The 24,194-nt window shown below is 74.9% G+C and carries 20 protein-coding genes; 13 read left to right on the top strand and 7 right to left on the bottom strand.

All coding sequences use genetic code 11. The features are described 5' to 3' along the window. Positions 1–10: 10 nt before the first annotated feature. Positions 11–1,138, top strand: coding sequence for a peptidoglycan recognition protein (locus ACFVU7_RS43805; protein ID WP_074003866.1), 1,128 nt, complete (start codon positions 11–13; stop codon positions 1,136–1,138). A gap of 85 nt (positions 1,139–1,223) precedes the next feature. Next, positions 1,224–2,135, top strand: a complete 912-nt coding sequence (locus ACFVU7_RS43800) for a DNA-3-methyladenine glycosylase family protein (RefSeq protein ID WP_375877533.1) — start codon at positions 1,224–1,226, stop codon at positions 2,133–2,135. A 15-nt stretch (positions 2,136–2,150) separates the two neighbouring features. On the opposite strand, the gene ACFVU7_RS43795 is transcribed toward ACFVU7_RS43800, so the two are convergent. From ACFVU7_RS43795 to ACFVU7_RS43785, 3 genes are read right to left on the bottom strand one after another with little or no spacing between them, the layout of a single operon-like run. Continuing rightward, entirely contained in the window at positions 2,151–3,443 is a 1,293-nt protein-coding gene (locus ACFVU7_RS43795) for a coenzyme F420-0:L-glutamate ligase (protein ID WP_388052208.1), read from the bottom strand. After that, entirely contained in the window at positions 3,440–4,399 is a 960-nt protein-coding gene (gene cofD, locus ACFVU7_RS43790) for a 2-phospho-L-lactate transferase (protein WP_074003863.1), read from the bottom strand. The genes ACFVU7_RS43795 and cofD overlap by 4 nt, the downstream gene beginning before the upstream one ends. 41 nt (positions 4,400–4,440) lie before the next feature. Next, the gene (locus ACFVU7_RS43785; protein WP_380777145.1) at positions 4,441–5,121 is read right to left on the bottom strand and encodes a cysteine dioxygenase; all 681 of its coding nucleotides are present in this window, start codon (positions 5,119–5,121) and stop codon (positions 4,441–4,443) included. A 623-nt stretch (positions 5,122–5,744) separates the two neighbouring features. Here ACFVU7_RS43785 and ACFVU7_RS43780 point away from each other — a divergent pair. The 3 genes from ACFVU7_RS43780 (at position 5,745) to ACFVU7_RS43770 (ending at position 11,885) form a co-directional block, all read left to right on the top strand. After that, positions 5,745–6,017, top strand: coding sequence for a WhiB family transcriptional regulator (locus ACFVU7_RS43780; RefSeq protein ID WP_030062195.1), 273 nt, complete (start codon positions 5,745–5,747; stop codon positions 6,015–6,017). Between the two features lie 225 nt (positions 6,018–6,242). Continuing rightward, positions 6,243–10,097 (top strand): glycosyltransferase, encoded by a 3,855-nt coding sequence (locus ACFVU7_RS43775; RefSeq protein WP_388052205.1) that lies wholly within the window; start codon positions 6,243–6,245, stop codon positions 10,095–10,097. Positions 10,098–10,103: 6 nt separating this feature from the next. Then, on the top strand, positions 10,104–11,885 hold the full coding sequence (locus tag ACFVU7_RS43770) for a DUF5719 family protein (RefSeq protein WP_388052203.1): 1,782 nt from the start codon (positions 10,104–10,106) through the stop codon (positions 11,883–11,885). Between the two features lie 51 nt (positions 11,886–11,936). On the opposite strand, the gene ACFVU7_RS43765 is transcribed toward ACFVU7_RS43770, so the two are convergent. After that, entirely contained in the window at positions 11,937–12,389 is a 453-nt protein-coding gene (locus tag ACFVU7_RS43765) for a metallopeptidase family protein (RefSeq protein ID WP_049659268.1), read from the bottom strand. Between the two features lie 164 nt (positions 12,390–12,553). Here ACFVU7_RS43765 and ACFVU7_RS43760 point away from each other — a divergent pair, with 164 nt between their 5' ends. From ACFVU7_RS43760 to ahcY, 6 genes are all read left to right on the top strand, one after another. Then, complete coding sequence (locus tag ACFVU7_RS43760; RefSeq protein ID WP_388052200.1) at positions 12,554–12,919, top strand: DUF3499 domain-containing protein; 366 nt, start codon at positions 12,554–12,556, stop codon at positions 12,917–12,919. Positions 12,920–13,069: 150 nt separating this feature from the next. Beyond that, the gene (locus ACFVU7_RS43755) at positions 13,070–14,455 is read left to right on the top strand and encodes a phosphomannomutase/phosphoglucomutase (protein ID WP_049659270.1); all 1,386 of its coding nucleotides are present in this window, start codon (positions 13,070–13,072) and stop codon (positions 14,453–14,455) included. 156 nt (positions 14,456–14,611) lie between these two features. Further along, a complete protein-coding gene (locus ACFVU7_RS43750) occupies positions 14,612–14,794 on the top strand; it encodes a Trm112 family protein (protein WP_049659271.1) in 183 nt (60 codons plus the stop codon). A gap of 104 nt (positions 14,795–14,898) precedes the next feature. Further along, entirely contained in the window at positions 14,899–16,149 is a 1,251-nt protein-coding gene (locus ACFVU7_RS43745; protein ID WP_388052198.1) for an SIS domain-containing protein, read from the top strand. Between the two features lie 79 nt (positions 16,150–16,228). Beyond that, positions 16,229–17,206 carry a cation diffusion facilitator family transporter gene (locus ACFVU7_RS43740; RefSeq protein ID WP_049659434.1) on the top strand — a complete coding sequence of 326 codons (978 nt, stop codon included), beginning with the start codon at positions 16,229–16,231 and terminating at the stop codon, positions 17,204–17,206. A gap of 356 nt (positions 17,207–17,562) precedes the next feature. Next, the gene (gene ahcY, locus ACFVU7_RS43735; protein WP_380669085.1) at positions 17,563–19,011 is read left to right on the top strand and encodes an adenosylhomocysteinase; all 1,449 of its coding nucleotides are present in this window, start codon (positions 17,563–17,565) and stop codon (positions 19,009–19,011) included. 72 nt (positions 19,012–19,083) lie between these two features. Here the strand turns inward: ahcY and ACFVU7_RS43730 are convergent, their stop codons facing one another. Together ACFVU7_RS43730 and ACFVU7_RS43725 are read right to left on the bottom strand one after the other, a co-directional pair. Then, a complete protein-coding gene (locus tag ACFVU7_RS43730; RefSeq protein WP_388052195.1) occupies positions 19,084–20,109 on the bottom strand; it encodes a hypothetical protein in 1,026 nt (341 codons plus the stop codon). After that, the gene (locus ACFVU7_RS43725) at positions 20,106–20,618 is read right to left on the bottom strand and encodes a SigE family RNA polymerase sigma factor (RefSeq protein ID WP_049661338.1); all 513 of its coding nucleotides are present in this window, start codon (positions 20,616–20,618) and stop codon (positions 20,106–20,108) included. The genes ACFVU7_RS43730 and ACFVU7_RS43725 overlap by 4 nt, the downstream gene beginning before the upstream one ends. Positions 20,619–20,726: 108 nt before the next feature. Between ACFVU7_RS43725 and ACFVU7_RS43720 the strand changes: the two genes are divergently transcribed. After that, positions 20,727–21,365 (top strand): hypothetical protein, encoded by a 639-nt coding sequence (locus ACFVU7_RS43720; protein ID WP_074003857.1) that lies wholly within the window; start codon positions 20,727–20,729, stop codon positions 21,363–21,365. A 57-nt stretch (positions 21,366–21,422) separates the two neighbouring features. On the opposite strand, the gene ACFVU7_RS43715 is transcribed toward ACFVU7_RS43720, so the two are convergent. Then, complete coding sequence (locus tag ACFVU7_RS43715; RefSeq protein ID WP_117488073.1) at positions 21,423–22,463, bottom strand: RDD family protein; 1,041 nt, start codon at positions 22,461–22,463, stop codon at positions 21,423–21,425. 320 nt (positions 22,464–22,783) lie between these two features. On the opposite strand from ACFVU7_RS43715, the gene ACFVU7_RS43710 reads away from it, so the two are divergent. Then, entirely contained in the window at positions 22,784–23,788 is a 1,005-nt protein-coding gene (locus tag ACFVU7_RS43710) for a stage II sporulation protein M (RefSeq protein WP_049660346.1), read from the top strand. The last annotated feature ends 406 nt before the right edge of the window (positions 23,789–24,194 follow it).

Raw genomic sequence — 24,194 nt, 5'->3', positions numbered from 1 at the left:
GATCCGGTTTATGCGCCTCTCACTTCCGGCCGCCCTGCTCGCCGGCTGCACCGCCGCCCTCCTGCTCCAGCCCGCCGCCGGTGCGACCCCCTCGTCCGCCCCGCGCCGCCACGACTTCGCCGGCGGCGGCTCCACCACCACGCTCCCGCTGCCCGCCGGGACCGGCCTCGCCCCGCGCGGCACCGCACCGTTCGAACTCCTCGGCCTCGGCTGGGACGGCCCGGCGGACGCCCTCGCCGGCGCGGTGCTCCGGGTCCGCACCCGGGACGCGGCCACCGGCCGCTGGAGCGGCTGGCACCGGTTGGAGGCCGACGCCGAGGACGGCCCCGACCACACGGCGCACGGCGCCACCGCCCCGCTCTGGACCGGCCGCAGCGACGGCGTCGCCGTCGAGTTCCGGCCCGGGCCCGCCGGAGCGCCGCCCGGACTGCGGCTCGACCTGGTCGACCCGGGACACGGCGCCGCCCCGGCCGCCGTACGGACCCTGCCCGCGGAACCGCCGACCGCGCCGCCCGCCGGGCCGGCCAAGGGACAGGCCCCGCGCCCGAGGATCGTCACCCGGGCCGGCTGGGGCGCCGACGAGTCGCTGCGCGACCCGGAATTCGAGTACACCGGACCGGTCCGCGAGGTCTTCGTCCACCACACCGCCACCACCACCGACTACGCCTGCGCCGACGCGCCCCGGGTGGTCCGGGCGATCTACCAGTACCACGTGAAGACCAACGGCTGGCGGGACATCGGCTACAACTTCCTGGTCGACCGCTGCGGCACCGTCTACGAGGGCCGGGCTGGCGGCGTCGACCAGCCCGTCCACGGCGCCCACACCCTCGGCTTCAACACCGACTCCGCCGGCGTCGCCGCCCTCGGCACCTACACCGGCGACCAGCCGTCCCGCCCCCTCCTCGACGGCCTCGCCGCCCTCGCCGCCTGGAAGCTCGGCCTCGCCGCCCGCCCCGCCGACGGCCGCGCCCGCCTCACCTCCTCCTCGGACGCCAGCCGCTACCCCAAGGGCAGCACCGTCGACTTCGACGCCGTCTCCGGCCACCGCGACGCCTTCGACACCGAGTGCCCCGGCAACGCCCTCTACGCCCGCCTCCCCGCCCTGCGCGCCGCGGCGGCCCGCCTCCAGACCCGCTGACCCCGGGGCCCTCCGCCGTCCCGCCGGCGCTGTCCGACCCCCCGCGTATCGTTCATGTCCGGAGGCGACCCGGGAGGCGACGGCGGTGGAAGCGGTACGGCGCTGGCGCCCGGGCTTCCCGCTGGACGTCGCCCGCACCCTGCTCCCGCTGCGCCGCGGCCCCGCCGACCCGGCGTACCGCAGCACCGGCGACGGCGCCGTCTGGCGCGCCTCCCGCACCCCGGGCGGCATCGGCACCCTGCGGGTGCTGCCGCGTCCGGCCGCCGGCGAGGTCGAGGCGAGCGCCTGGGGCCCCGGCGCGGACTGGCTCCTCGACCGCCTCCCCGCCCTGCTCGGCGCCGAGGACGCCCCGGAGGCGCTGGTCCTGCCGCCCGGCCCGCTGCGGGACGCCCAGCGCCGTACCGCCGGGGTCCGGCTGACCAGGACGGGCCTGGTGCTGGAGTCGCTGGTCCCGGCGATCCTGGAGCAGAAGGTCACCACCGACGAGGCGTACCGCGCCTGGCGCCTCCTGCTGCGGGACTTCGGCACCCCGGCGCCGGGCCCGGCCGAGGGCATGCGGGTGGCGCCGTCGGCCCGCGAGTGGGCACTGGTGCCGAGCTGGGAGTGGCACCGGGCGGGCGTGGACCCGAAGCGCTCGGGCACGGTCGTGCGCGCCGTCCGCCTGGCGCCGCGGCTGGAGGAGGCCTCGGCCATGGGCCACGAGGAGGCCTTCGCCCGCCTCACCGCCGTCCCCGGCATCGGGCCCTGGACGGCCGCCGAGACGCTGCAGCGCAGCAACGGCGACCCGGACGCGGTCTCGGTCGGGGACTTCCACCTGCCCAACCTGGTCGGCTGGGCGCTGGCCGGCCGCCCCCGCAGCGACGACGCCCAGATGCTCGCTCTCCTGGAGCCCTACCGCCCCCAGCGCCACCGGGTCTGCCGCCTCCTGCTGGCCACGGCCGCCCACGCCCCCCGCTACGGCCCCCGGCTGACCCCCAACGACCACCGCCACCGCTGACCCCGGCGGCTGCCGCTACCGGACGGTGATGAAGGCCCCCGCGTCGCGTTCCGGACGGACCTTCGGCGCCTCCGCGGGCCGGCCGACGGCGACGGCGCCCATCGGGTCCCACCCCTGGGGGAGGTCCAGCGCCTCCCGCACGGTGTCGCGGCAGAACATGGTGGACGAGACCCAGGCGGAGCCGTACCCCTCGCCGGTGAGCGCGACCAGCAGGTTCTGCACGGCGGCGCCGGCGGCGACGGTGAACATCTCCCGTTCGGCGGCGGCCCGGCGCGGGTCCGGGTAGTCGTGCGAGCCGTCCGTCACCAGGCAGGGCACCACCAGGTACGGGGCGTCGCGCAGGACGTCGCCGCGGGCGGTGCGCCGGGCGATCTTCGCCTCGTCCCAGCCGTCGAGTTCGCGCAGGTCGCGCTGCCAGGCGGCGAGCATCGCGTCGAGCAGCCGGACCCGGGTGTCCGCCGACTCCAGCAGCACGAACCGCCAGGGCGTGGTGTGGTGCGGGGCGGGCGCGGTGACGGCGGCGGCGACGGCGCGGCGGACGGCGGCCGGGTCGACCGGCTCGGTGGTGAAGGAGCGGACGGTGCGCCGCAGGGTGACGGCCTGCCGCAGCGCCTCGGAGGTGCCGAGCCGGAACATGTCGTCGACGGCGGGCCGGACCAGCGGCCGGGCGCCCTCGCCGTCCTCGGCGGTGACGAGGTGTCCGAGTCCGCGCACGACGGCGACCGGGACGCCGCTGGCCTTGCCCTTCACCAGGTCGGCGGCGGCGGCGAGTTCGTCGGCCGTCGCGGTGACGGTCATCTCCAGCCGGTTGCCGTGGCTGTCGGTGCGGCCGCGGTGGTCCTCCAGGACGGAGAGGCCCGCGGCGCCGATCGCCACGTCGGTCAGCCCGTTGCGCCAGGGCCGGCCGAAGGTGTCGGTGACGACGACGGCGAGCCGGCGGCCGGTGAGCCGCTGGAGCCGGGCCCGCAGCGCCCGGGCGGAGGCGTCCGGGTCCTCGGGCAGCAGCAGCACGGTGCCGGGGGCGGTGTTGGAGGCGTCGACCCCGGCGGCGGCCATGACGAGGCCGTTGCGGTTCTCCACGATCCGGACCGGCCCGCGCCGGGCGACCACCCGGACGGTCTCGGCGTCGATCGCGGCCTCGCGGTCGGCGGCGTGCAGCAGCCGGCCCTCGGCCTTGCTGACGATCTTCGAGGTGACCAGCAGGATGTCGCCGTCCTGGTACGTCCCCGCCTTGGCGATGAGCTCGCCGAGGTCCGCCCCGGCCGCGACCTCGGGCAGCCCCTCGACGCCGAGGACCTCCAGCGTCACTTGCGCACCTGCTCGGCCAGCGCGAGCGCCGCCCGCGCCATCTCGGCGGTGGCCTCGACGTCGGTCATCAGCAGCGGGACGGCCCGGCAGGCGATCCCGGCGGCCTCGACGGCGGCCACCGAGGCCTCGTCCACGGTGTCCACCAGCCACCCGTCGACGAGCGCCGGCCCGTAGTCGAGCGCGACCGCCTCCGCCGTGGCCTCGACGCCGACGGCGGCGAGCACCTTGTCGGCCATGCCGCGCACCGGCGCCCCGCCGATGATCGGGGAGAGCCCGACCACCGGCGCGGGCGCGGCGGCGACCGCCTCCCGGATGCCGGGGACGGCGAGGATGGTGCCGATCGAGACCACCGGGTTGGACGGCGGGAAGAGGATGACGTCCGCCTCGGCGATCGCCTCCAGCACGCCGGGCGCGGGCTTGGCGGTGTCCGCGCCGACCGGGACGATCGCCTCGGCGTCCACCTCGGCGTGCAGCCGGACCCAGTACTCCTGGAAGTGGACCGCCCGGGTGCCCTGCTCGTCGGTGATCCGCACGTGGGTCTCGACCCGGTCGTCGCTCATCGGCAGCAGCCGCACGCCCGGCTTCCAGCGCACGCACAGCGCCTCGGTGACCTGGCTGAGGCTGTACCCGGCGGTGAGCATCTGGCTGCGCACGAGGTGGGTGGCGAAGTCGCGGTCGCCGAGCCCGAACCACTCGGGGCCGACGCCGTACTCCTTCATCTCGGCCTTGATGGACCAGGTCTCGTCGGTCCGGCCCCAGCCCTGTTCCTCGTGGATGCCGCCGCCGAGGGTGTACATCACGGTGTCGAGGTCGGGGCAGACCTTGAGGCCGTAGAGGTGGATGTCGTCGCCGGTGTTGCCGATGACGGTGATCTCGTCCTGCGGTCCGACCGCCGCGAGGAGTCCGCGCAGGAAGCGCGCCCCGCCGATTCCGCCTGCCAGTGCCACGATGCGCATGGGGTTCATCCTGCCACGGTCCGACTTTCCGTCAGCCGTGATCAGTGCGACCCGGCCTGCGCCTGCCGCCCGCTGTGCTGCTCCTGGTGCTGCTCGGGGACGGCGGTGGCGCCGTACTGGTTCATCTCGGTCAGGCCGGGGGCGTAGAGGTGGATGGAGACGGCGGGTTCGAGCGCGCCGTTGACGACCTCGTGCAGGTAGCCGGAGGAGAACACCCGCTGCCCGCCGGGCCGCAGGGTGCGGGCGATCGCGCCGCTGGGGTCGCCTCCGGCCGAGGGCTGGGGGAGGGTGAGGGAGCGCTCGATCAGCTCGCCCCGGACGACGCTCATCACGCCGGAGGACTCGCCGTGGTCGTGGAAGCCGCTGGACTGCCCGGGCAGCCAGCTGAGCAGCCAGACCTCGTAGCCGGGGCCGGTCTCCAGCCGGGCGTACCAGCGGGTCAGCGCGTCGTAGCGGACCAGCGGCTCCCAGCGGGAGCGGTCGGCGGCGATCTCGCGCACCAGCCGGGCGTACTCGGCGACGGTGGTGGGGTGGGCGGGCAGGTCGGTGCGCGCCAGGTGCGGGAAGGCGAGCGGGTCGCCGGCGATGGAGACGTCGCTGAGGCCGTCGGCCCACTGGCGGGTCCGGGCGTCGGCGGGGGTGCCGGTGCGGACGGTGGCGGGGCCACGGCGGGAGAGCTTGTTGCGGTCGCGGTTCCGCTTGCGGATGCGGATCATGCGCACGGGAGTCGTCCTCGGAAGGGTCGGCCGGTTCGTCGGGATCGGCCGGATCCGGGATGTCCTGGGACGGGAATCGCGGGCGGCCTCTGTGCTTCCTGGGGGCGGCGCGCGGTGGGACGCGGGCGCCTAGATACAGCAGGAACAGAGGCGACAACAAGAGTTCACGGCACGGCGGAGCGTGGAACCGCTCCGGGGGCTGGCGAACTCTGACATAGGAGCAAGGACACCGCATCCGCAGGGGCGGTGTCAAACCGAAGGATGCGGCATTCGAGTGGGTTAGGTCCGGATCTTTCCCTGATGGGGTGATTCATCACTCTCTATGTTTCGATGGGAAGATCGCCGGGAAGGCAGGCCGATGACCGGCCTGTGACGGTGACCGAGCGTCACCCGGTGAATGGTTGCGGATGGTTCGGCACCGTTCAGGACCTTGAGGTGGAAGGTCCGATGTGTCCGGATATGTACACTATTCGTAACGGCTTGGTGCCAGGGAGTGAATCCCAGCCCCAATACCAGAGCTCGGCTTGACTGGGCCAGAGTGACGCAACTGTAATTTCACTCGTGTCGTCAGCCGCACGAGGCAACGGCAACCACGGGGACGCCAAGTAGGGGCAGAGGAGGCGCGCCACATGAGCGAGCTCTTTGAGCTGTTGATCGGGGACGGCATCGCGGAGGACGAGGAGGAACTCGGCTGGCAGGAGCGCGCGTTGTGCGCCCAGACCGACCCCGAGTCCTTCTTCCCCGAGAAGGGCGGCTCGACCCGCGAGGCCAAGAAGGTCTGCCTCGCCTGCGAGGTCCGTTCCGAGTGCCTGGAGTACGCCCTCGCCAATGACGAGCGTTTCGGCATCTGGGGCGGCCTCTCCGAGCGCGAGCGCCGTCGGCTCAAGAAGAGCGCGGTCTGACCGGGCGGCCCCCGCCCCCCGCTGACCCTTCGACAGCGACGGACAACCGCACAGCTGTACGGGCGCCTCACCGCGGTGGTGGGGCGCTTTCGTGTTCCCGGGGCCCCTTCACCGTCCCCGCACGCACACCCCGGACGAAGCGGCCACCCGGAGCCGTTAGTGTGGTGCGCCATCCGGTTGCCGTTCACCGGCTGTGTCCACCGAGAACTGGGGCCCGCGCACGCGATGACCGTCTACAGCCACCAGAGCGGCTCCACCGCTTCCCGGCCGCCCGCCTATCCGCGCCACCTGGTCACCGCCGTGATCGTCTCGCACGACGGCGCCCGCTGGCTCCCGCGGGCCATGGCCGGCCTGCTCGGTCAGGACCGCCAGGTCCAGCGCGTCCTCGCGGTCGACACCGGATCCACCGACAACTCTCCGCAACTGCTCGCGGACACCCTCGCCGACTGGCTGCCCGAGAGCGGACCGCTGGTCCTCGGCCGCCGGGCCGGCTTCGGCACCGCCGTCCACGAGGCCGTGGCGGGCAGTGCGCCCCTGCGCCCGGAGGACCTCCCGTACCGGCTCGACCCCTCCGGCTACGACCCGGTCACCGGCGGCTGGGACGACTTCGGCGACCCGCTCGCCCAGGAGGACGACCTCGGCCGCGGCGGCCCGCGCGAGACCCGGCCGGTCGAGTGGCTCTGGCTGCTGCACGACGACTGCGAGCCGCAGACCGACGCCCTGCGCCGACTGCTCCAGGTCGCCGACTCCACCCCCAGCGCCGCCGTGGTCGGCCCCAAGCTGCGCAGCTGGTACGACCGCCGCCAGCTCCTCGAGGTCGGCGTCACCATCGCCCGCTCCGGCCGCCGCTGGACCGGCCTCGACCGCCGCGAGCAGGACCAGGGCCAGCACGACCAGGTCCGTCCGGTGCTCGCCGTCTCCAGCGCCGGCATGCTGGTGCGCCGGGACGTCTTCGAGGAGCTCGGCGGCTTCGACCGGGCCCTCCCGCTGATGCGGGACGACACCGACTTCTGCTGGCGGGTCAACGCCGCCGGCCACCGCGTGGTGGTCGCCCCCGACGCCGTGCTGCGGCACGCCGAGGCGGCCGCCCGCGAGCGCCGGGCGATCGACTGCGGCCCCGCCCATCCGCACCGGATGGACAAGGCCGGCGCCGTCTACACCCTGCTCACCAACTGCAAGGGCGCGCTCTTCCCCTACGTCCTGCTGCGGCTGGTGCTCGGCACCCTGCTGCGGGCCGTCACCAACCTGCTCGGCAAGGACCCGCGCCAGGCCTTCGACGAACTCGCCGGCCTCGGCCACGAACTCGTCCGCTTCCCACGGCTGTTGGCCGGGCGCAAACGTCGCGCCAAGTCCCGGTCGGCGGACGCCCTGGACGACCGCACGCTCTTCCCGGCCCCTGGCGCCACCACCCGGCTGGCGGTCGAGGGCGTCGTCGGCTCGCTCGGGATAGGGGGCGGCGACGACACCGGCCGGCACGGCTCGGCCGAGGCCGGCGGCGACGAGGACGCCGAGGACCTGGTCGTCGAGCAGTTCGCCCTGCTCAAGAAGCTCGCCCGGCGCCCGGCGCCGGTGCTGTTCGCGGCCCTGCTGGTGTTCGCCCTGATCGCCTGCCGCGGCCTGCTCGGCAGTGGCGAGCTGTTCGGCGGCGCCCTGCTGCCGGCGGCCGACGGGGCCGGCGGCCTCTGGTCGATGTACGCGGACGCCTGGCACCCGGTCGGCACCGGGTCCACCGCCGCCGCACCGCCGTACCTCGGCGTGCTCGCGGTGCTCTCCTGGATCCTGTTCGACCACGCCGACCTCGCGCTCACCCTGCTCGTGGTGCTCTCCGTCCCGCTGTCCGCGGTCAGCGCCTACCTGGTGTCCCGGCCGCTGCTGGACTCCAAGCTGGTCCGCGCCTGGGCCAGCGCCACCTACGCGCTGCTGCCCGCCGCCACCGGCGCGCTCGCCCAGGGCCGGATCGGCACCGCCGTGCTCGCCGTGCTGCTGCCGCCGCTGGCCCGCGCCGCCGCCATCGCGGCCGGCCTCGGCATCCGCGCCGAGAGCGCCGCCAAGGGCGCCCGCCCGGGCTGGCGCCCGGTCTGGATGACCGTCCTGCTGCTCACCCTGGCCACCGCCTTCGTCCCGATAACGTGGGCGCTCGCGGTGCCGCTCTGCCTGGCGATGCTGGTCGTCGGGGTGCTGCGCGGCAGCGCCTTCGGCTCCGGCGGCGCGGCCCTGCGGCCGCTCGGCCTGCGCGTCCTGGTGATCCTGGCGGTGCCGGTCGCGGTGCTGGCCCCGTGGTCGCTCAAGGTGCTGTCGCACCCGCAGTGGCTGCTGCTGGAGGCCGGGCTGCCCGGTCTGCACGGCACCGGCGCGAGCGCGGCCGGCCTGCTGCTGGTCAACCCGGGCGGCGCCGGGGTGCCGCCGGTCTGGCTCTCGGCGGGTGTCGTGCTGGCCGCCCTGGCCGCGCTGCTGCGCGCCGACCGCCGCCGTGCGGTGCTCGTCGCCTGGGGCGCGGCCGGCGCCGGCCTGGTCTTCTCGGTCGTGGTGGCGGGCACCTCCGTCACCCCGGCCTCCGGCGGTCCGGCGGTGCCCGCCTGGACCGGCCCGGCGACCCTGATCGCCGGGCTCGCCCTGCTCGCCGCCGCCGCGATCGGCGCCGACGGCGCCAACGCCCGCGTCGCCGGGATCGCCTTCGGCTGGCGCCAGCCGGTGGCCGCCCTGGTGGTGGCCTCGGCTGTGCTGGCCCCGCTGGGCACCGGCCTGTGGTGGGCGCTGACCGGCGCCGGCGGGCCGCTGCACCGCGGCCAGGCCGACCAGGTCCCCGCGTTCATCGCCGAGGAGGCCGGGACCACCGACCGGGCCCGCACCCTGGTCGTCACCGGGGAGAAGGGCGGCGGCGCGGTCCGCTACACCGTGCTGCGCGGCGCCGGTCTGACGCTCGGCCAGGCCGAGTCCACCGTCGACCCGGCGACCGGCACCCAGGACGGCCTGAACAAGATGGTCGGCAGCCTGCTGGCCGGCTCCGGCGCCGACCAGGCGAGCGCCCTGGCCGGCTACGGCATCGCCTACGTGCTGGTCCAGCAGCCGGTGATCGACGCCTTCAAGGACGTCCTGGACACCACCCCCGGCCTGGTCAAGGCCAACCAGGACGGCGCCGCCGCGCTCTGGCAGGTCAACGGCACCCCCGCGGTCCGCGCGGTGATCACCGCCCCGGGGGCCACCCCGGTGGTCGTCCCGTCCGGGGCCCGCGACCTGTCCGCCACCGTCCCGGCCGGCCCGGACGGCCGGGTGCTGCGGCTCGCCGAGTCCGCCGCCCCGGAGTGGAAGGCCACCGTCAACGGCACCGCGCTGGAGCCCACCACGGTCGACGGCTGGGCGCAGGGCTTCAAGCTCCCGGCCGCCGGCGGCAAGCTGGCCGTCACCCGCGAGGGCGGCGCCGCCCACACCGGCTGGATCTGGGCCCAGGTGCTGCTCGGCCTCACCATCCTGGTGCTGGCCCTGCCCGGCCGCCGCAGCCACAAGGACGACGACCTGCCGGAGGAGGCCGTCGCCACCGCCGCGCTGGCCGCCGCCGCCCAGGCGCAGGCCCCCGCCCCCGGCAGCCGCCGGGCCCGCCGGATGGCCGAGCGGGGCGAGGGCGCGGAGGGCGCCGAGGGCGGTGCCGAGGAGTCCGGGGTGTACGACCGGCCGGGCGCGATCCCGGCCCAGCCGAGCTCCGAGCCGGTGACCGGCGCCGTCCAGGCGGCCGCCGCCATCCAGGACGCCGAGCAGTACACGGACCCGTACCAGGCGTACCAGCAGGCCGACCCGTACAGCTACGACCAGTACGCGGCCCAGCAGCCGGTCGCCGCGCCGTACGGCGGCCAGGGCTACGACACCCAGGGGTACGACGCCCACGGGTACGGCCGGCAGCAGGGCTACGAGCAGCCGTACCAGCCCGAGCAGCAGCCGTACTACGAGGTCCACGGCTACGACGGCGGGCAGCAGCCCGAGCAGCAGCCCTGGTTGCCCGGCCAGTCGCAGGGCGAGGCCCCGTACGACCCGAACGACCCCAACGGCCCCGGCCGGTACCCGCACCAGCACGGATCGGGGAGCTGACCCGCGATGAAGAAGCCCGCATTCAGGAAGAAGTCCGGCGCCGGCGAGGCCGCCGAGCCGGCCGGGCCCGCCGTCGCGGCGGAGCCGTCCGGCCCGGCCCGGACGTCCCGCCCCGGCCGCGGCCGCGGCCCGCTCGCCGGGCGAGCCGGAGGAGCCGGGCGAGCAGGGGGAGCCGAGGGGCCCGGAGCAGCCGGGTCCGGCGGGGCGGCGAAGACCACCCAGTCCCTGCTCGCCGCGGCCGTGGTGCTCGCGGCGGTGTTCGGGATCGCCCAGGTGCGCCCGCCGGCCGCCCCGGCCAAGGCCGGCACCGGAGCCGCCGCGACCACCGCGCAGGTCGAGCGGACCTCGGTGGTCTGCCCGCAGCCGGTCCAGGGCCTGACCGGCTCGACCACGCTCACCGCCTACACCCCGCCCGGGACGGGCTCCGCCACCGGCGGGGCCGGCTGGCTCTCCGACGCGGCCGCGCCCGCCGTGCCCGCCGCCCAGCCGACCACCGCCCCCGCGGCCCCGGCCGCCGCCACCCCGGCCCCGACCGGCTCGGGCGCCCCGGGCGCCCCGGTCCAGGACAAGAACGCGGCGCCCGCCGACGCCCGGTTGACCGTGCCCAAGCCCGGCACCCCGGCCACCGGCCCGGCCGCCAACGGCGACGCCGCGCCCGGCACCGGGGCCGTCGCCACCGGGGCCGTCGCCCCCGGCTTCACCGTCACCCAGACCACGGTGGTCACCGAGCAGCGCGGCCTCGGCCTGTCCGGCCTCACCTGCACCCCGGCCGCGACCAGCTTCTGGTTCGCCGGGGCCAGCACCGCCGCCGACCGGGTCGACTACCTCAGCCTGGTCAACACCGAGTCCGCCGCCGCGGTGGTGGACATCAAGCTGTACGGCGACAAGGGCCTGATCGACAACGACGCCGCCAACGGGATCACCGTCTCGCCCGGCAGCTCCCAGGCCGTCCTGCTGTCGACCCTCACCAAGGGCGCGGTCGCCGACCTCGCGGTGCACGTGGTGGTGCGCTCCGGGCGGGTCGGCGCCGCGCTGCACGCCGCCGACGGCGGCAAGGGCGCCGACTGGGTCCCCGCCTCGGACGCCCCGGCCCCGGTCCAGGTGATGCCCGGCCTGCCCGCCGACACCGCCTCCGCCCGCCTGGTGGTCTGGGCGCCGCCGGAGGACGACGCCGACCTGAAGATCCAGCTGTCCGGCAAGAACGGCTGGTTCAGCCCGGCCGGCAACGAGTCGATCCACGTCAAGGCGGGCATGGTGGCCGCCGTCGACCTCGGCAAGCTCACCCGGGACGAGGTCGCCGGGCTGCGGCTGTCGCCCAGCGACGACAAGCACCGCACCCCGGTCGTGGCCGGGCTGCGGGTCGACCGGGCGGCGGCCAACGGCAAGACCGACGCGGCCTGGCTGACCGGCAGCGACCCGGTCGGCGCCCGTGCCACCGTCGCCGACAACCGGGCCGGCGCCTCCACGCTCTACCTGACCTCCAGCGGCGAGGCCGCCACCGTCCGGGTCACCGCCTCGGCCGGCAGCGGCGGCGGCACCCCGGCCACCAAGGAGGTCCAGCTGCCGGCCGGCGGCACGGTCGCCCTCCCGGCGCCCGAGCCCGCCGGGCTGAACGGCGTCTTCGCGCTCACCGTGGAGACCGTCTCCGGCGGCCCGGTGGTGGCCGCCCGGATGCTCTCCCTGCCGGCCAAGGACGTGCCGATGTTCACCGTCCAGGCGCTGCGCGACGACCGCAGCACCGTCAAGGTCCCGCAGGCCGGCCAGGACCCGGGCGTCGTCCTGCGCTGAGCGCGCCGAGCGGGGCCCGCGCCGGACACCCGGCGCGGGCCCCGACCCGTCTCAGTCCTCGTCGTAGCGCGGGTCGATGGCGTCCGGCGACAGCCCGAGCAGCTCCGCGACCTGTTCGATCAGGATCTCGTGCACCAGCGCCGCGCGGTCCTCCCGGGTCTTCGCCCGGATCTCCACCGGCCGCCGGTACACCACGATCTGGCTCTTGCGCCCCTGCTGGCCCGGCGACACCCGCCCCAGCGGCACGCCGTCCTCGGCGTCGGCGCCGTCCGGCTCGTGCAGCGGCACCTCCTGGACGGCGAACTCCACCTCGATCAACTGCGGCCAACGCCGTTCGAGGCGCTCCACCGACTCGCGCACGTAGTCGTCGAACAGTTCGGAGCGGGTGAGCGAGATCGGCACCTGGGGCGGCGCCAGCGGGCCGCGCAGGCCCCGCCCGTGCCGGTCGCGGTGCCGGGGGCGGCGCGCCGGGCCTGTCGATGACTGCGGTGCGGAGCTGTCCATATCACTGCCGAGGGTAGTCCTTGGACGGTCGGAAGTGGACCACTCCGACCGGGAATCGCACGGGGCGTCGGATACGCGGACCCGGCGCCCGCGGGGCGACACGGCACCCCCTCCGGGCAGGCGGTCTTCGCTCCCCGGCGGGGAGTGCGGTACCGTCCACCCTCGTGAGCTCTGTACGTCGTTGTTCGCGGACCGCGTGCGGCCGGCCGGCCGTCGCGACGCTGACGTACGTCTACGCGGACTCCACCGCCGTCCTCGGGCCGCTCGCCACCTACGCCGAGCCGCACTGCTACGACCTGTGCGCCGAGCACGCCGAGCGGCTCACCGCCCCGCGCGGCTGGGAGGTCGTCCGGCTCGCCGCCGAGGCCGGGCCGCTGCGCCGCAGCAGCGACGACCTGGAGGCGCTGGCCAACGCCGTGCGCGAGGCCGCCCGCCCGCAGACCCCCCGTCAGGGCCGCGGCTTCGAGGGCGAGTCCCCCGAGGGCGGCCGCCGCGGCCACCTCCGGGTGCTGCGCTCGCCCGACAACTGACACCCCTCCCGGTACGGGGCGTTCCCGGTCCTGGCACGGGGCGTTCGTCCGGCCCGGGTACGCTGCCCGTCTACCGTCACCGCGCCCGTCGACCGACGCGCGGTGGCCCCGACGTTTCGTGATCAGTCCTAAAACCAGGGTGGAGCCGCAGTGCGCGACCTCAAGCAGCTCGTGAAGGCGTACGACGTCCGAGGCGTTGTCCCGGACCAGTGGGACGAGAGCCTGTCCCGGGCCTTCGGTGCCGCGTTCGTGCAGGTCACCGGCGCGACCGCGATCGTGGTCGGGCACGACATGCGGCCCTCCTCGCCGTCGCTGAGCCTGGCCTTCGCCGAGGGCGCCGCGGCCTACGGCGCCGACGTGGTGCAGATCGGGCTGTGCTCCACCGACCAGCTGTACTACGCCAGCGGCAAGCTCGACCTGCCCGGCGCGATGTTCACCGCCAGCCACAACCCGGCCCAGTACAACGGCATCAAGCTGTGCCGGGCCGGCGCCGCCCCGGTCGGCCAGGACACCGGCCTGTCCGAGATCCGCGAGCTGGTCGAGTCCTGGACCGCCGAGGACGACACCGTCACCGTCCCGGCCAGGGACGTGAAGCCGGGCGCGCTGTCCGCCCAGGACACCCTGCGCGGCTACGCCGACCACCTGCTGGGCCTGGTCGACCTCACCGCGATCCGCCCGCTCAAGGTCGTGGTGGACGCCGGCAACGGCATGGGCGGCCACACCGTGCCGACCGTCTTCGACGGCCTGCCGATCGAGCTCGTCCCGATGTACTTCGAGCTGGACGGCACCTTCCCGAACCACGAGGCCAACCCGCTCGACCCGAAGAACCTGGTCGACCTCCAGGCCAAGGTCCGCGAGGTCGGCGCCGACGTGGGCCTGGCCTTCGACGGCGACGCCGACCGCTGCTTCGTCGTGGACGAGCGCGGCGAGCCGGTCTCCCCGTCGGCGATCACCGCCCTGGTCGCCGTCCGCGAGATCGCCCGCGCCCGGGCCGCCGGCGAGGCCGAGCCGACCGTCATCCACAACCTGATCACCTCCTGGACCGTCCCCGAGGTGGTCCGCGAGCTCGGCGCCAAGCCGGTGCGCACCCGGGTCGGCCACTCCTTCATCAAGCAGGAGATGGCCGAGACCGACGCCGTCTTCGGCGGCGAGCACTCCGCGCACTACTACTTCCGCGACTTCTGGCGCGCCGACACCGGCATGCTGGCCGCGCTGCACGTGCTGGCCGCGCTCGGCGGGCAGCCGTCCGCGCTGTCCGGGCTCACCGCCGAGTACGACCGCTACGCCGCCTCCGGCGAGATCAACAGCACCGTGGCCGACCAGGCCGCCAGCACCGCCGCCGTCCGCGCCGCCTACGCGGGCGGGGAGGGCACCACGGTGGACGAGCTGGACGGCCTGACCGTGGCCGGCCCGGACTGGTGGTTCAACCTGCGCGCCTCCAACACCGAGCCGCTGCTGCGCCTGAACGTCGAGGCCAAGGACCCGGCGAAGATGGCCGAGCTGCGCGACGGCGTGCTCGCCGTCGTCCGCGGCTGAGCCCCTCGCCCGAGGCCTCGCCCGACGCCGCGCCCGAGCCCCCGACCGGGCTCGCGCCCGCGCGGAGCGCCTGAGCACGGGCCCCGGTGCCCCGGCCGGTAGGGTTTCCTATCGGCCGGGGCACCTCCGTGCCACCCCCGAACCTTGGAGAGCCCCATGAAGCTCGAATCCTTCCTGCTGGAGATCCTGGTCTGCCCGCAGTGCCGGGCCGCGCTCGTCGAGGGCGGCACCGAGGAGCAGCCCGAGCTGGTCTGCACCGGCGCGGACTGCGGCCTCGCGTACCCGGTCCGCGAGGGCATTCCGGTCCTCCTGGTGGACGAGGCCCGCCGCCCGGCCTGATCCTGGGGGCGACGCCCGGGACGAAGCCCGGGCGGAAGCCCCGGGACGAAGCCGCCCCGCCCGCCCCGACCGCCCGTCCAGGACCGCAGCCGGAGGTTCGCCGCATGCTCGACGACACCCTGCTCGACGACCCGGCCGCCCTCCAGCGCGCCGACCACGACCGCGCCCTGCTGGCCCTGGCCGGCGCCGGTGCGCGGGTCCGCACCGCGCTGCGGCAGGCCGAGGCGGCCGGCCTCGACCGGCTGCGTCCGGACGGCCGCCCGCGTGCCGTCCTGGTCGCCGGGCACGGCAGCGCGCTGACCGCCGCCGAGATGCTCTCGGCGCTGGCCGGTACGAGCTCCCTGGTCACCCCGCTGCCGCCGACCGAGGCGGCCGCCCCGCGCGCCGACCGGGCCGGCGCCCCGCCCGCCTTCACCGCCGGGCTCGGCTGGCAGCTGCCCGGCTGGGCCGGCCCGCTGGACCTGCTGGTGATCAGCTCCGCCGACGGCGGCGAGCAGGGCCTGGTCGCCCTCGCCGAGCAGGCGTACGCGCGCGGCTGCGCGATCGTGGTGACCGCCCCGGCCGGCAGCGCGCTGGCCGAGGCCGCGCTGCAGGTGCGCGCGCTGCCGCTGCCGTTCGTGGTCTCGGTGCTGCCCGAGGACCTCGCGCCCGTGACGGCCGTCGAGCCGGACCTGCCGGCCGAGGACCCGGCGGCGCTCTGGTCCCACCTCGCCCCGCTGCTGGCGCTCGCCCAGAAGATCGGCCTCACCCAGCTCCCGTACGACGCGCTGCCGGCCCTCGCCGACCTGTTGGACGCCGCCGCGGTGCGCTGCCGCCCGGACGCCGCCGCGTACACCAACCCGGCGAAGGGCCTGGCCGCCCGGCTGGCCGGGACGGTCCCGCTGCTGTGGGCCGAGGGCCCGATCGCCGGGGCGGCCGCCACCCGGTTCGCCGCCCAGCTGGCCGACCGGGCCGGGCGTCCGGCGCTGGCCGGGCCGCTGCCGCAGGTGCTCACCGCCCACCGCGGCATGTTCACCGGGCAGTTGGGCGCGGGCGCCGATCCGGACGACTTCTTCCGCGACCGGGTCGAGGAGCCGGACCCGCTGCACCTCCAGGTCCTGCTGCTGCGGCACGCCCCCGGCGCGGCCGGCCCGGCGGCGCCGGACGAGCAGGACGGCCCGGCCGAGGTGCCGGAGGAGGACGCCGGGCCGCGCAGCTTCGGCGTCTCCCGGGCGCACCGGCTGGCCGCCGCGCACGACGTCCGGCTGACCGAGTACGCGAGCACCCGGCCGGACGCGCTGCACGCGCTGGCCGACCTGGTCGCGCTGACCGACTTCGCCGCCGTCTACCTGGGGCTCGCCGCCGCGCAGTCCTGAGACGGTCGGCCGATCGGGCCCCCGGGGCCGGTACGGTAAGCGCTCGACGACGCCGACCGACCCGTGAGGACCTGGAAGCATGAGCACCGAAGGCGGTACCAAGGCACTGATCGCGGCGCTGTCCGCGAACCTGGCGATCGCCGTGGCCAAGTTCACCGCCTTCGGCTTCACCGGCTCCTCCTCGATGCTGGCCGAGGGCGTGCACTCGGTGGCCGACTCCGGCAACCAGGTGCTGCTGCTGATCGGCGGCAAGCGGGCGCGCCGGGCGGCCGACGAGGAGCACCCCTTCGGGTACGGCCGCGAGCGCTACGTGTACGGCTTCCTGGTGGCCATCGTGCTGTTCAGCGTCGGCGGCCTGTTCGCGGTCTACGAGGGCTGGCACAAGATCAGCCACCCGGAGGCGCTGGACTCCTGGGGCTGGGCGGTCGGCGTGCTGGTCTTCGCCATCGGCATGGAGGGCTGGTCCTTCCTGACCGCGATGCGGGAGTCGGAGAAGGCCAAGGGCAAGCAGAGCTGGACCCAGTTCATCCGCACCGCCAAGGCGCCGGAGCTGCCGGTGGTGCTGCTGGAGGACACCGGCGCGCTGATCGGCCTGGTGCTCGCGCTGTTCGGCGTCGGGCTCACCGTGATCACCGGCGACGGCGTCTGGGACGGCATCGGCACCCTGTGCATCGGCCTCCTGCTGGTGGTGATCGCCGTGGTGCTCGCCCTGGAGACCAAGTCGCTGCTGCTCGGCGAGTCGGCCGACAAGGACTCGGTGCGCCGGATCCGGGAGGCACTGGTGGACGGCGAGGCGGTCACCCGGGTGATCCACATGCGCACCCTGCACCTCGGCCCGGAGGAGCTGCTGGTCGCGGCCAAGATCGCCGTCAACGCGGAGGACAGCGCCGCCCGGGTCGCGGAGGCGATCGACGCCGCCGAGTCGCGGGTCCGCGCGGTCGTCCCGATCGCCCGGGCGATCTACCTGGAGCCCGACGTGTACAGCGCCGAGAAGGCCGCGGCGGGCGACGACCCGGCCGCCACGCCCGGCGGCCCCGGCCCGGGCGGCGCGCACTGACCCCTCCCGCGCACCGACCTGTCCCGCACACCGGCCCGTCCTGGGGCCCGGCTTGAGAGCGGGTCGGACCGGGGGCCGAAATCGGTCATCGGCGGACGGCCGGCGGGGCCATCGGTGTAGATTCGTCACCAGAGCCAGAACGTCGCTGCTGATGGCGGTCGATCGGCGGTCCGCACCCCGCGGGGCGCGCGCCGGTCGAGGGAGAGAGGTCCTCCGACGGTTTGTGCTGCGCAACGGGAAGCCGGTCCACCACCACGGACCCGGCGGTCCCGGCGTGGCCGTGCACCCGTACGGCCTGACGCACGCGACGCACGCCCGGACCTATGGCCCCACCCCCATCAGCGAGGAGCAGACGCATGTCGACCGACATCACCGGTGACTTCAAGGTCGCCGACCTTTCCCTGGCGCCGTTCGGCCGCAAGGAGATCCAGCTGGCCGAGCACGAGATGCCCGGTCTGATGGCGATCCGCGCCGAGTACGCCGAGGCGCAGCCGCTGGCCGGCGCCCGCATCACCGGCTCGCTGCACATGACCATCCAGACCGCCGTGCTGATCGAGACCCTGACGGCGCTCGGTGCCGAGGTCCGCTGGTGCTCCTGCAACATCTTCTCCACCCAGGACCACGCGGCCGCCGCCATCGCCGTCGGCCCGGAGGGCACCCCGGAGAACCCGCAGGGCGTGCCGGTCTTCGCCTGGAAGGGCGAGACCCTGGAGGAGTACTGGTGGTGCACCGAGCAGGCCCTGACCTGGCCTGACGGCAAGACCCCGAACATGATCCTGGACGACGGCGGCGACGCCACCCTGCTGATCCACAAGGGCGTCGAGTTCGAGAAGGCCGGCGTCGCGCCGGACCCGTCCACCGCGGACAACGACGAGTTCCGGATCATCCTGGAGCTGCTCAACCGCACCCTCAAGGACACCCCGAACAAGTGGACCGAGGTCGCCTCCACGATCAAGGGCGTGACCGAGGAGACCACCACCGGTGTCCACCGCCTGTACGAGATGCACCGTGACGGCCAGCTGCTGTTCCCGGCCATCAACGTCAACGACTCGGTCACCAAGTCGAAGTTCGACAACAAGTACGGCTGCCGCCACTCGCTGATCGACGGCATCAACCGCGCCACCGACGTCCTGATCGGCGGCAAGGTCGCGGTCGTCTGCGGCTACGGCGACGTCGGCAAGGGCTGCGCCGAGTCGCTGCGCGGCCAGGGCGCCCGCGTGATCGTCACCGAGATCGACCCGATCTGCGCGCTGCAGGCGGCGATGGACGGCTACCAGGTCACCACCCTGGAGGAGGTCGTGGAGATCGCCGACATCTTCATCACCACGACCGGCAACAAGGACATCATCATGGCCTCGCACATGGCCCGGATGAAGCACCAGGCCATCGTCGGCAACATCGGCCACTTCGACAACGAGATCGACATGGCCGGCCTGGCCAAGCTCGACGGCGTCGTGAAGACCGAGATCAAGCCGCAGGTCCACGAGTGGCGCAAGGCCGACGGCCGCACCATCATCGTCCTCTCCGAGGGCCGCCTGCTGAACCTGGGCAACGCGACCGGCCACCCGTCCTTCGTGATGTCCAACTCCTTCGCCAACCAGACGATCGCCCAGATCGAGCTGTTCACGAAGACCGAGCAGTACCCGATCGGCGTCTACGTGCTGCCGAAGCACCTGGACGAGAAGGTCGCCCGCCTGCACCTCGACGCGCTGGGCGTGAAGCTGACCACCCTGAGCCAGGAGCAGGCCGACTACATCGGCGTCCCGGTCGAGGGCCCGTTCAAGTCGGAGCAGTACCGCTACTGACCGATCAGCGGATCCGACGGCCGGCGCCCTCCCCTCCGGGGGCGCCGGCCGTCGGCGTTCCGCCGGGGCGGTTCAGCGGGTCCAGGAGGCCTCGTCCGCGCCGAGCACCTCGAACCGCTCGAGCAGACCCGCCAGTCCGCCGGCCCCCTGGACGGACGGGAGTCCCGCCGCGGTGCCGTTGGCGCAGAGCTGGACGCCCTTCTCGACCCGGCACACCGGGGTGCCGCCGTTCGGCCGGCCGTCCGCGAACTTGCCGAAGCCGTCCGGCTGGACCGTGACGCTCAGCCACTTGTCGCCGACGGTGTACGACAGGATGGCGCTCCACGGGGGCTCGGAGTCCCTGGTGGGCCGGTGGACCTCGGCGTTCCGCAGCCCGAGGTCGGTGGGCAGGCCGGTCGGGCGCACCGGGAAGGGGACGTCCCGACTGCCGAACTCGGCGCCGGCCGCGACCCGGAGCAGGTCGTCCTGGACCTTCGCGTCCAACCACAGGGTGGCGGTCAGCTGGGCCCAGCGGCCGGAGGCGGTCATCCAGCGCAGCCCGCCCAGGGATCCCGACGCGTCGGTGAGCAGCCACTGGGCCTCCCGGCCGGCGACCGGGGGCGCGGGGGCGGTGTGCTGCCCGGGGGCGGGGGACTCGCCGGGCCCGCGCAGCAGCTCCAGCTTCAGGGCGGGGGTCGCGTTGAGGACGGCGGTGGTGGTGGCCGCGGTGGCGACGGAACGGCTGTCGCTGTTCGCGTAGCCGACGGCCGGCCGGGCCAGCCACGACGGCAGCCAGCCGAAGCGGGCCTCGGCGCTCAGCGGACCGGTCCGCGCCGCCGGGGTCGGCGCGGCCGTCGGGGACGGCGCGAGCGAGACCGGGGCGGTGGGCGCGGGGACGGCCGGCGCGGGCGGCGCCCCGGCCGGGCGCAGCAGCAGGACGCCGGCCAGGACGGCGGCGGTCGACCCGGCCACCACACCGACCAGGGCCTGCCGGCGGCGGCGCAGCCGGACCCGGCCGCGGGCGATCACCGCCGAGGTGTCGAGTGCGGCGGGCGGTGCCGGGGCCTCGGCGAGGGCGCTCAGCCGGGCGGTCAGATCACGCTGCTCGTGCGACCTCATGACGTCCTCTCGGCGGTGGTGGGACGGGGGGAGAGCGTCGTCCGGAGGGTGGCGAGCGCCCGTGAGGTCTGGCTCTTCACATTGCCCGAGGAGCAGCTCATCGCATCGGCGGTCTGATCGACCGTGAGGTCGCAGTAGTACCGGAGCACCACGGTGGCCCGCTGCTTGGGCGGCAGCGCGGCCAGCGCCTTGCGCAGGTCGAGCCGGGCGTCGAGGTCGGCGGCCACCGACGCCACGTCCACCGGCGCCGCGGTCCGTGACGTCCGCCGCCACCAGGACGAGCGCTGCTCGGCGAGGAAGGTGTTGACCAGCACCCTGCGGGCGTAGCCGTCCAGGTTCTCGACCCGGCCGGCCCGCGACCAGTTCACGTACAGCTTGGTCGCGCACTCCTGCACCAGGTCGTCGGCCCGGTGCCAGTCCCCGCACAGCAGATAGGCGACCTTGCGCAGCCAGCCGCTCCTGGAGGCCACGTACTCCGTGAACTCCACGTCGCGCGTCTGCTTCGCCATCCGCACCCCCTCTCGTCGTGGTGGCGGCGCACCGGCGCGCCGTCCGCCCCTCTAATGCGGACACCGGCCGGAACGTTGCACGCGAACCGCGCACGTAGGCTTTCCGGCATGCCCAACGGCCGGTACTCGCTCCACGACCCGCACGACCACGTCCCGCTCGGGGAGGAGCGCTTCAGTTGCGCGCCCGGGGCGGCCGGGTGGCGGTACGTCTCCAAGACCTACGCGCCGGACGGCCGGGTGCTCGGCAGCACCGACCTGACGCTGGACTCGCGCGCCCGGCCGCTGCGGCTGGAGCTGCGGGCCGGCGGCTGGCAGGTGCGCGGCGGGGCGGTGGACGGGGTGGCCTGGGTCCGGACCGACGCGGCCGACCCCGGCGGCGAGCACGCGGCGGAGGGCCACGACCGGGCGCACGCCTTCACCGGCCGCTCGCCGGGCTTCCTGGTCGCCACCGCCCGGCTGCTGCGGCTGCGGGAGGGGGCGAGCGCGCGGGTGCGGCTGGTGGCCTTCACCGAGCCGGTGCTGGCGCCGCGCACCCTCGACCAGGGGTGGTTGCTGGAGGGCGTCGACACCCACGAGACGGATTCGGGGCCGCTGCTGGTCGAGCGGTACCAGGTGGCGGACCTGGAGACGGGTGAGCAGCAGGTCGTGCACCTGGCGGGCGACGTGGTGCTGGCGGCGGAGGGGATCGAGCTGGAGGAGCTGGAGTCGCCGCCGAACGCCTGGCGGGTGGGGGCGGAGGAGGAGTAGCGGGCCTTCGCGGCCGGGGCCCGTGCGGCAGGGCTGCTGCGGCCGGGGCGGTTCGCCTCAGGCGGGCGGGGCGAAGCCGCTGCCGGCGGCGGGCTTGTCGAAGGACGGGGCCGTCGGGGCGGTCGGTGCGGCTGCCGGGGCTGCGGCGGGGGCCGGGGGAGCCGTGGGCGCGGGCTGCTGGGTCGGCAGGCCGAGGACCCGGACGGGCCGTCCGTCGGCCGGGCCGGTCGGAGCCGGCGCGGGGAGCGGACCGGAGGCCGGGCGGGGAGCGGGTACCTGGGCGGGCGCCTGGGCGGGTATCGGTCGGCCGGGTATCGGCCCGGCCGCCCACAGCTGCTGCTGGGCCCGGGTCCACTCCCGCCGCTGGCGCTCGGTGAGCACCGCGCCCAGGTACGCCGCCGGGTGCAGCCCCGGCGCGATCGGGTGGCCGATCAGGGCGGACAGGTCCTCGGCCAGCCGGGTGGACATCCGGTGCATCACCGCCGGGTCCAACTGGCTCGTCCGGCCGAGCAGTTGGCGGACGGCCAGCCAGAGCGGCTCAGGTACCGCGGACAGGTCCATCGCGACCAGCTCGTGGCCCATCGACTGGAGCAGGTGCGGGTGCACCGGCGGCAGCGGGGTGGCGGAGCCGCCCGCACCCGGGGTGCGCTCGCGGACGACCACCGTCCCGGCGAAGATGTCGCCGAGCCGCTTGCCGTCCGAGTGCACCGCCGAGGTGATCACGGCCGGGGCGCCGGTCAGCACGATCATCTCGAAGAAGCCGACCAGCCCGCGCACCAGCGAGTGCCGGAAGCGCACCGGCCCGCCGTCGGTGCGCACCACCCGCAGGCCGAGCGCGGCCTTGCCGAGCGAGCGGCCGCGGGTGAGGGTCTCGACCATCACGGGCACGGCGACCAGGAAGAACACCATCAGGCCGATCATCGTGGCGGCCAGGGCCGCGCCGTCGAGCCCGATCAGCGCGAGGCTCAGCAGCAGCGTGAACACCAGCAGGGCGGCGAACTCCACCAGCAGGTCGATCACGATCGCCAGGGCCCTGCTCGGAAGCTTCGCCGTCTGCAGGCCGAGGACGACCGCCTCACCCGTCACCAGGTCGCTCAAGACACCTGTCCGTTCACGTTCTTGGAGCCGGTACGGCTCGCCCATGGGGATCCGGCGCCTGGGAGGGCGGCGGTGCCGGGGGAGGGAACCACCCCGGACCGGCTCCCCGTGACGCGCTCTCCGCAGTCTGATCCGCAGCCGCAAACATACGGGGCCCGGTGGGCGCACGGGAAGTGAGATCCCGACGGCCGGGGCGGCGGCCGCTGCTGGCATGCTGGGCCGCGCGTGTCCGCCCGGACCCGCCAGCCCGGACCCGCCCGCCCGCGGACCCGCCCGCGCACGCACGTCCGCGCCCGCCGCCGATCTATGGAGCCGCCGAAATGGACCTGGACGTCTTCGTCGCCACCCACCAGGGGGAGTGGGCCCGACTGGACGCCCTCGCCCGCCGGCGCCGGCTCGGCGGGGAGGAGGCCGACGAGCTGGTCACGCTCTACCAGCGCGCCACCGGACACCTCGCCAAGGTCCAGGCCGCCGCGCCGGACCCGGCCCTGGTGAGCCGGCTGACCGGCCTGGTCTCCCGCGCCCGCAGCGCGGTGACCGGCGCCCGGACCAACGGCTGGCAGGACGTCGCCCGCTACTACACGGTGAGCTTCCCGGCCGCGCTCTACCGCTCGCGCCGCTGGTGGGTGCCGGTGGCGGTGGTCTCGATGGTCGCCACCGCACTGCTCGCCTGGTGGATGGCCACCCACCCCGAGGTCCGCAACAGCCTGGTCGCGCCCGAACACCTCCAGGAGCTGACCCGCCCCGGCGGCCAGTACGAGACGTACTACTCGGACCGGCCGGCCAGCTCCTTCGCGGCACAGGTCTGGACGAACAACGCCTGGATCGCCGTGCAGTGCCTGCTGTTCGGGATCGCGTTGGGCATTCCGGTGCTCTATGTGATGTGGACCAACGTGCTCAACCTCGGCATCGGCGTCGGGCTGATGGCCTCCGCCGGTCGCCTCGACGTCTTCCTCGGCCTGCTCATCCCGCACGGCCTGCTGGAGCTGACCGCGGTCTTCGTGGCCGGCGGCCTCGGGCTGCGCCTCGGCTGGACCGTCATCGACCCCGGCCCGCGCACCCGCTCGGTGGCCCTGGCGGAACAGGGCCGCGCGATCATCGGCATGTCGATCGGCCTGGCGACGGTCCTGGCGGTCTCCGGCGTCCTCGAAGCCTTCGTGACCCCGTCCGGCCTGCCGACCTGGGCCCGCATCTCCATCGGTGTGCTGGCCGAGGCGGCCTTCCTCCTCTATGCCCTGGTGCTGGGCCGGCGGGCCGCCGGGGACGGGGAGTTCGGCGATCTGGACGCGGCCGACCGGGCGGACCTCCAGCCCGTCGCGGCCTGAGCCGATGTGATCGACAGGTCTCTGACCTGCTAGTCTTCTACTCGTCCGGCCAAAACCATTGACGTGGTGAGGGTGGGCTAGTAGGTTTGAACGGTTGGGACTGACTGGACAACGGTCGGTCCCGGGCGTTAGTGTCTACGACACCGCCGAATCGAGGCGAGCGTGTTCCACGGAATACGCGTCCTCTGACGAAGCGAAATCCCACGGACGGATCACTCCGAAAGCCTTGATAGACTTCGGAACGAAGTTCGCAGGAAATCCCCCCAGTGGGAATCGGATGAATGAAGCGCCGGTAAACGGAGCGGAAAACGTCTGGTAAGCTGGAAACACGAAAGAACGAAGCCCGGAGGGTCCGCTGGAAGGCGGTCCGAAGGAAGCGTCCGTTCCTTGAGAACTCAACAGCGTG

Origin of the sequence: Kitasatospora sp. NPDC058046, assembly GCF_042885595.1 — a bacterium.
Lineage (GTDB): Bacteria > Actinomycetota > Actinomycetes > Streptomycetales > Streptomycetaceae > Kitasatospora.
This window is presented reverse-complemented; position numbering and strand designations above follow the sequence as displayed.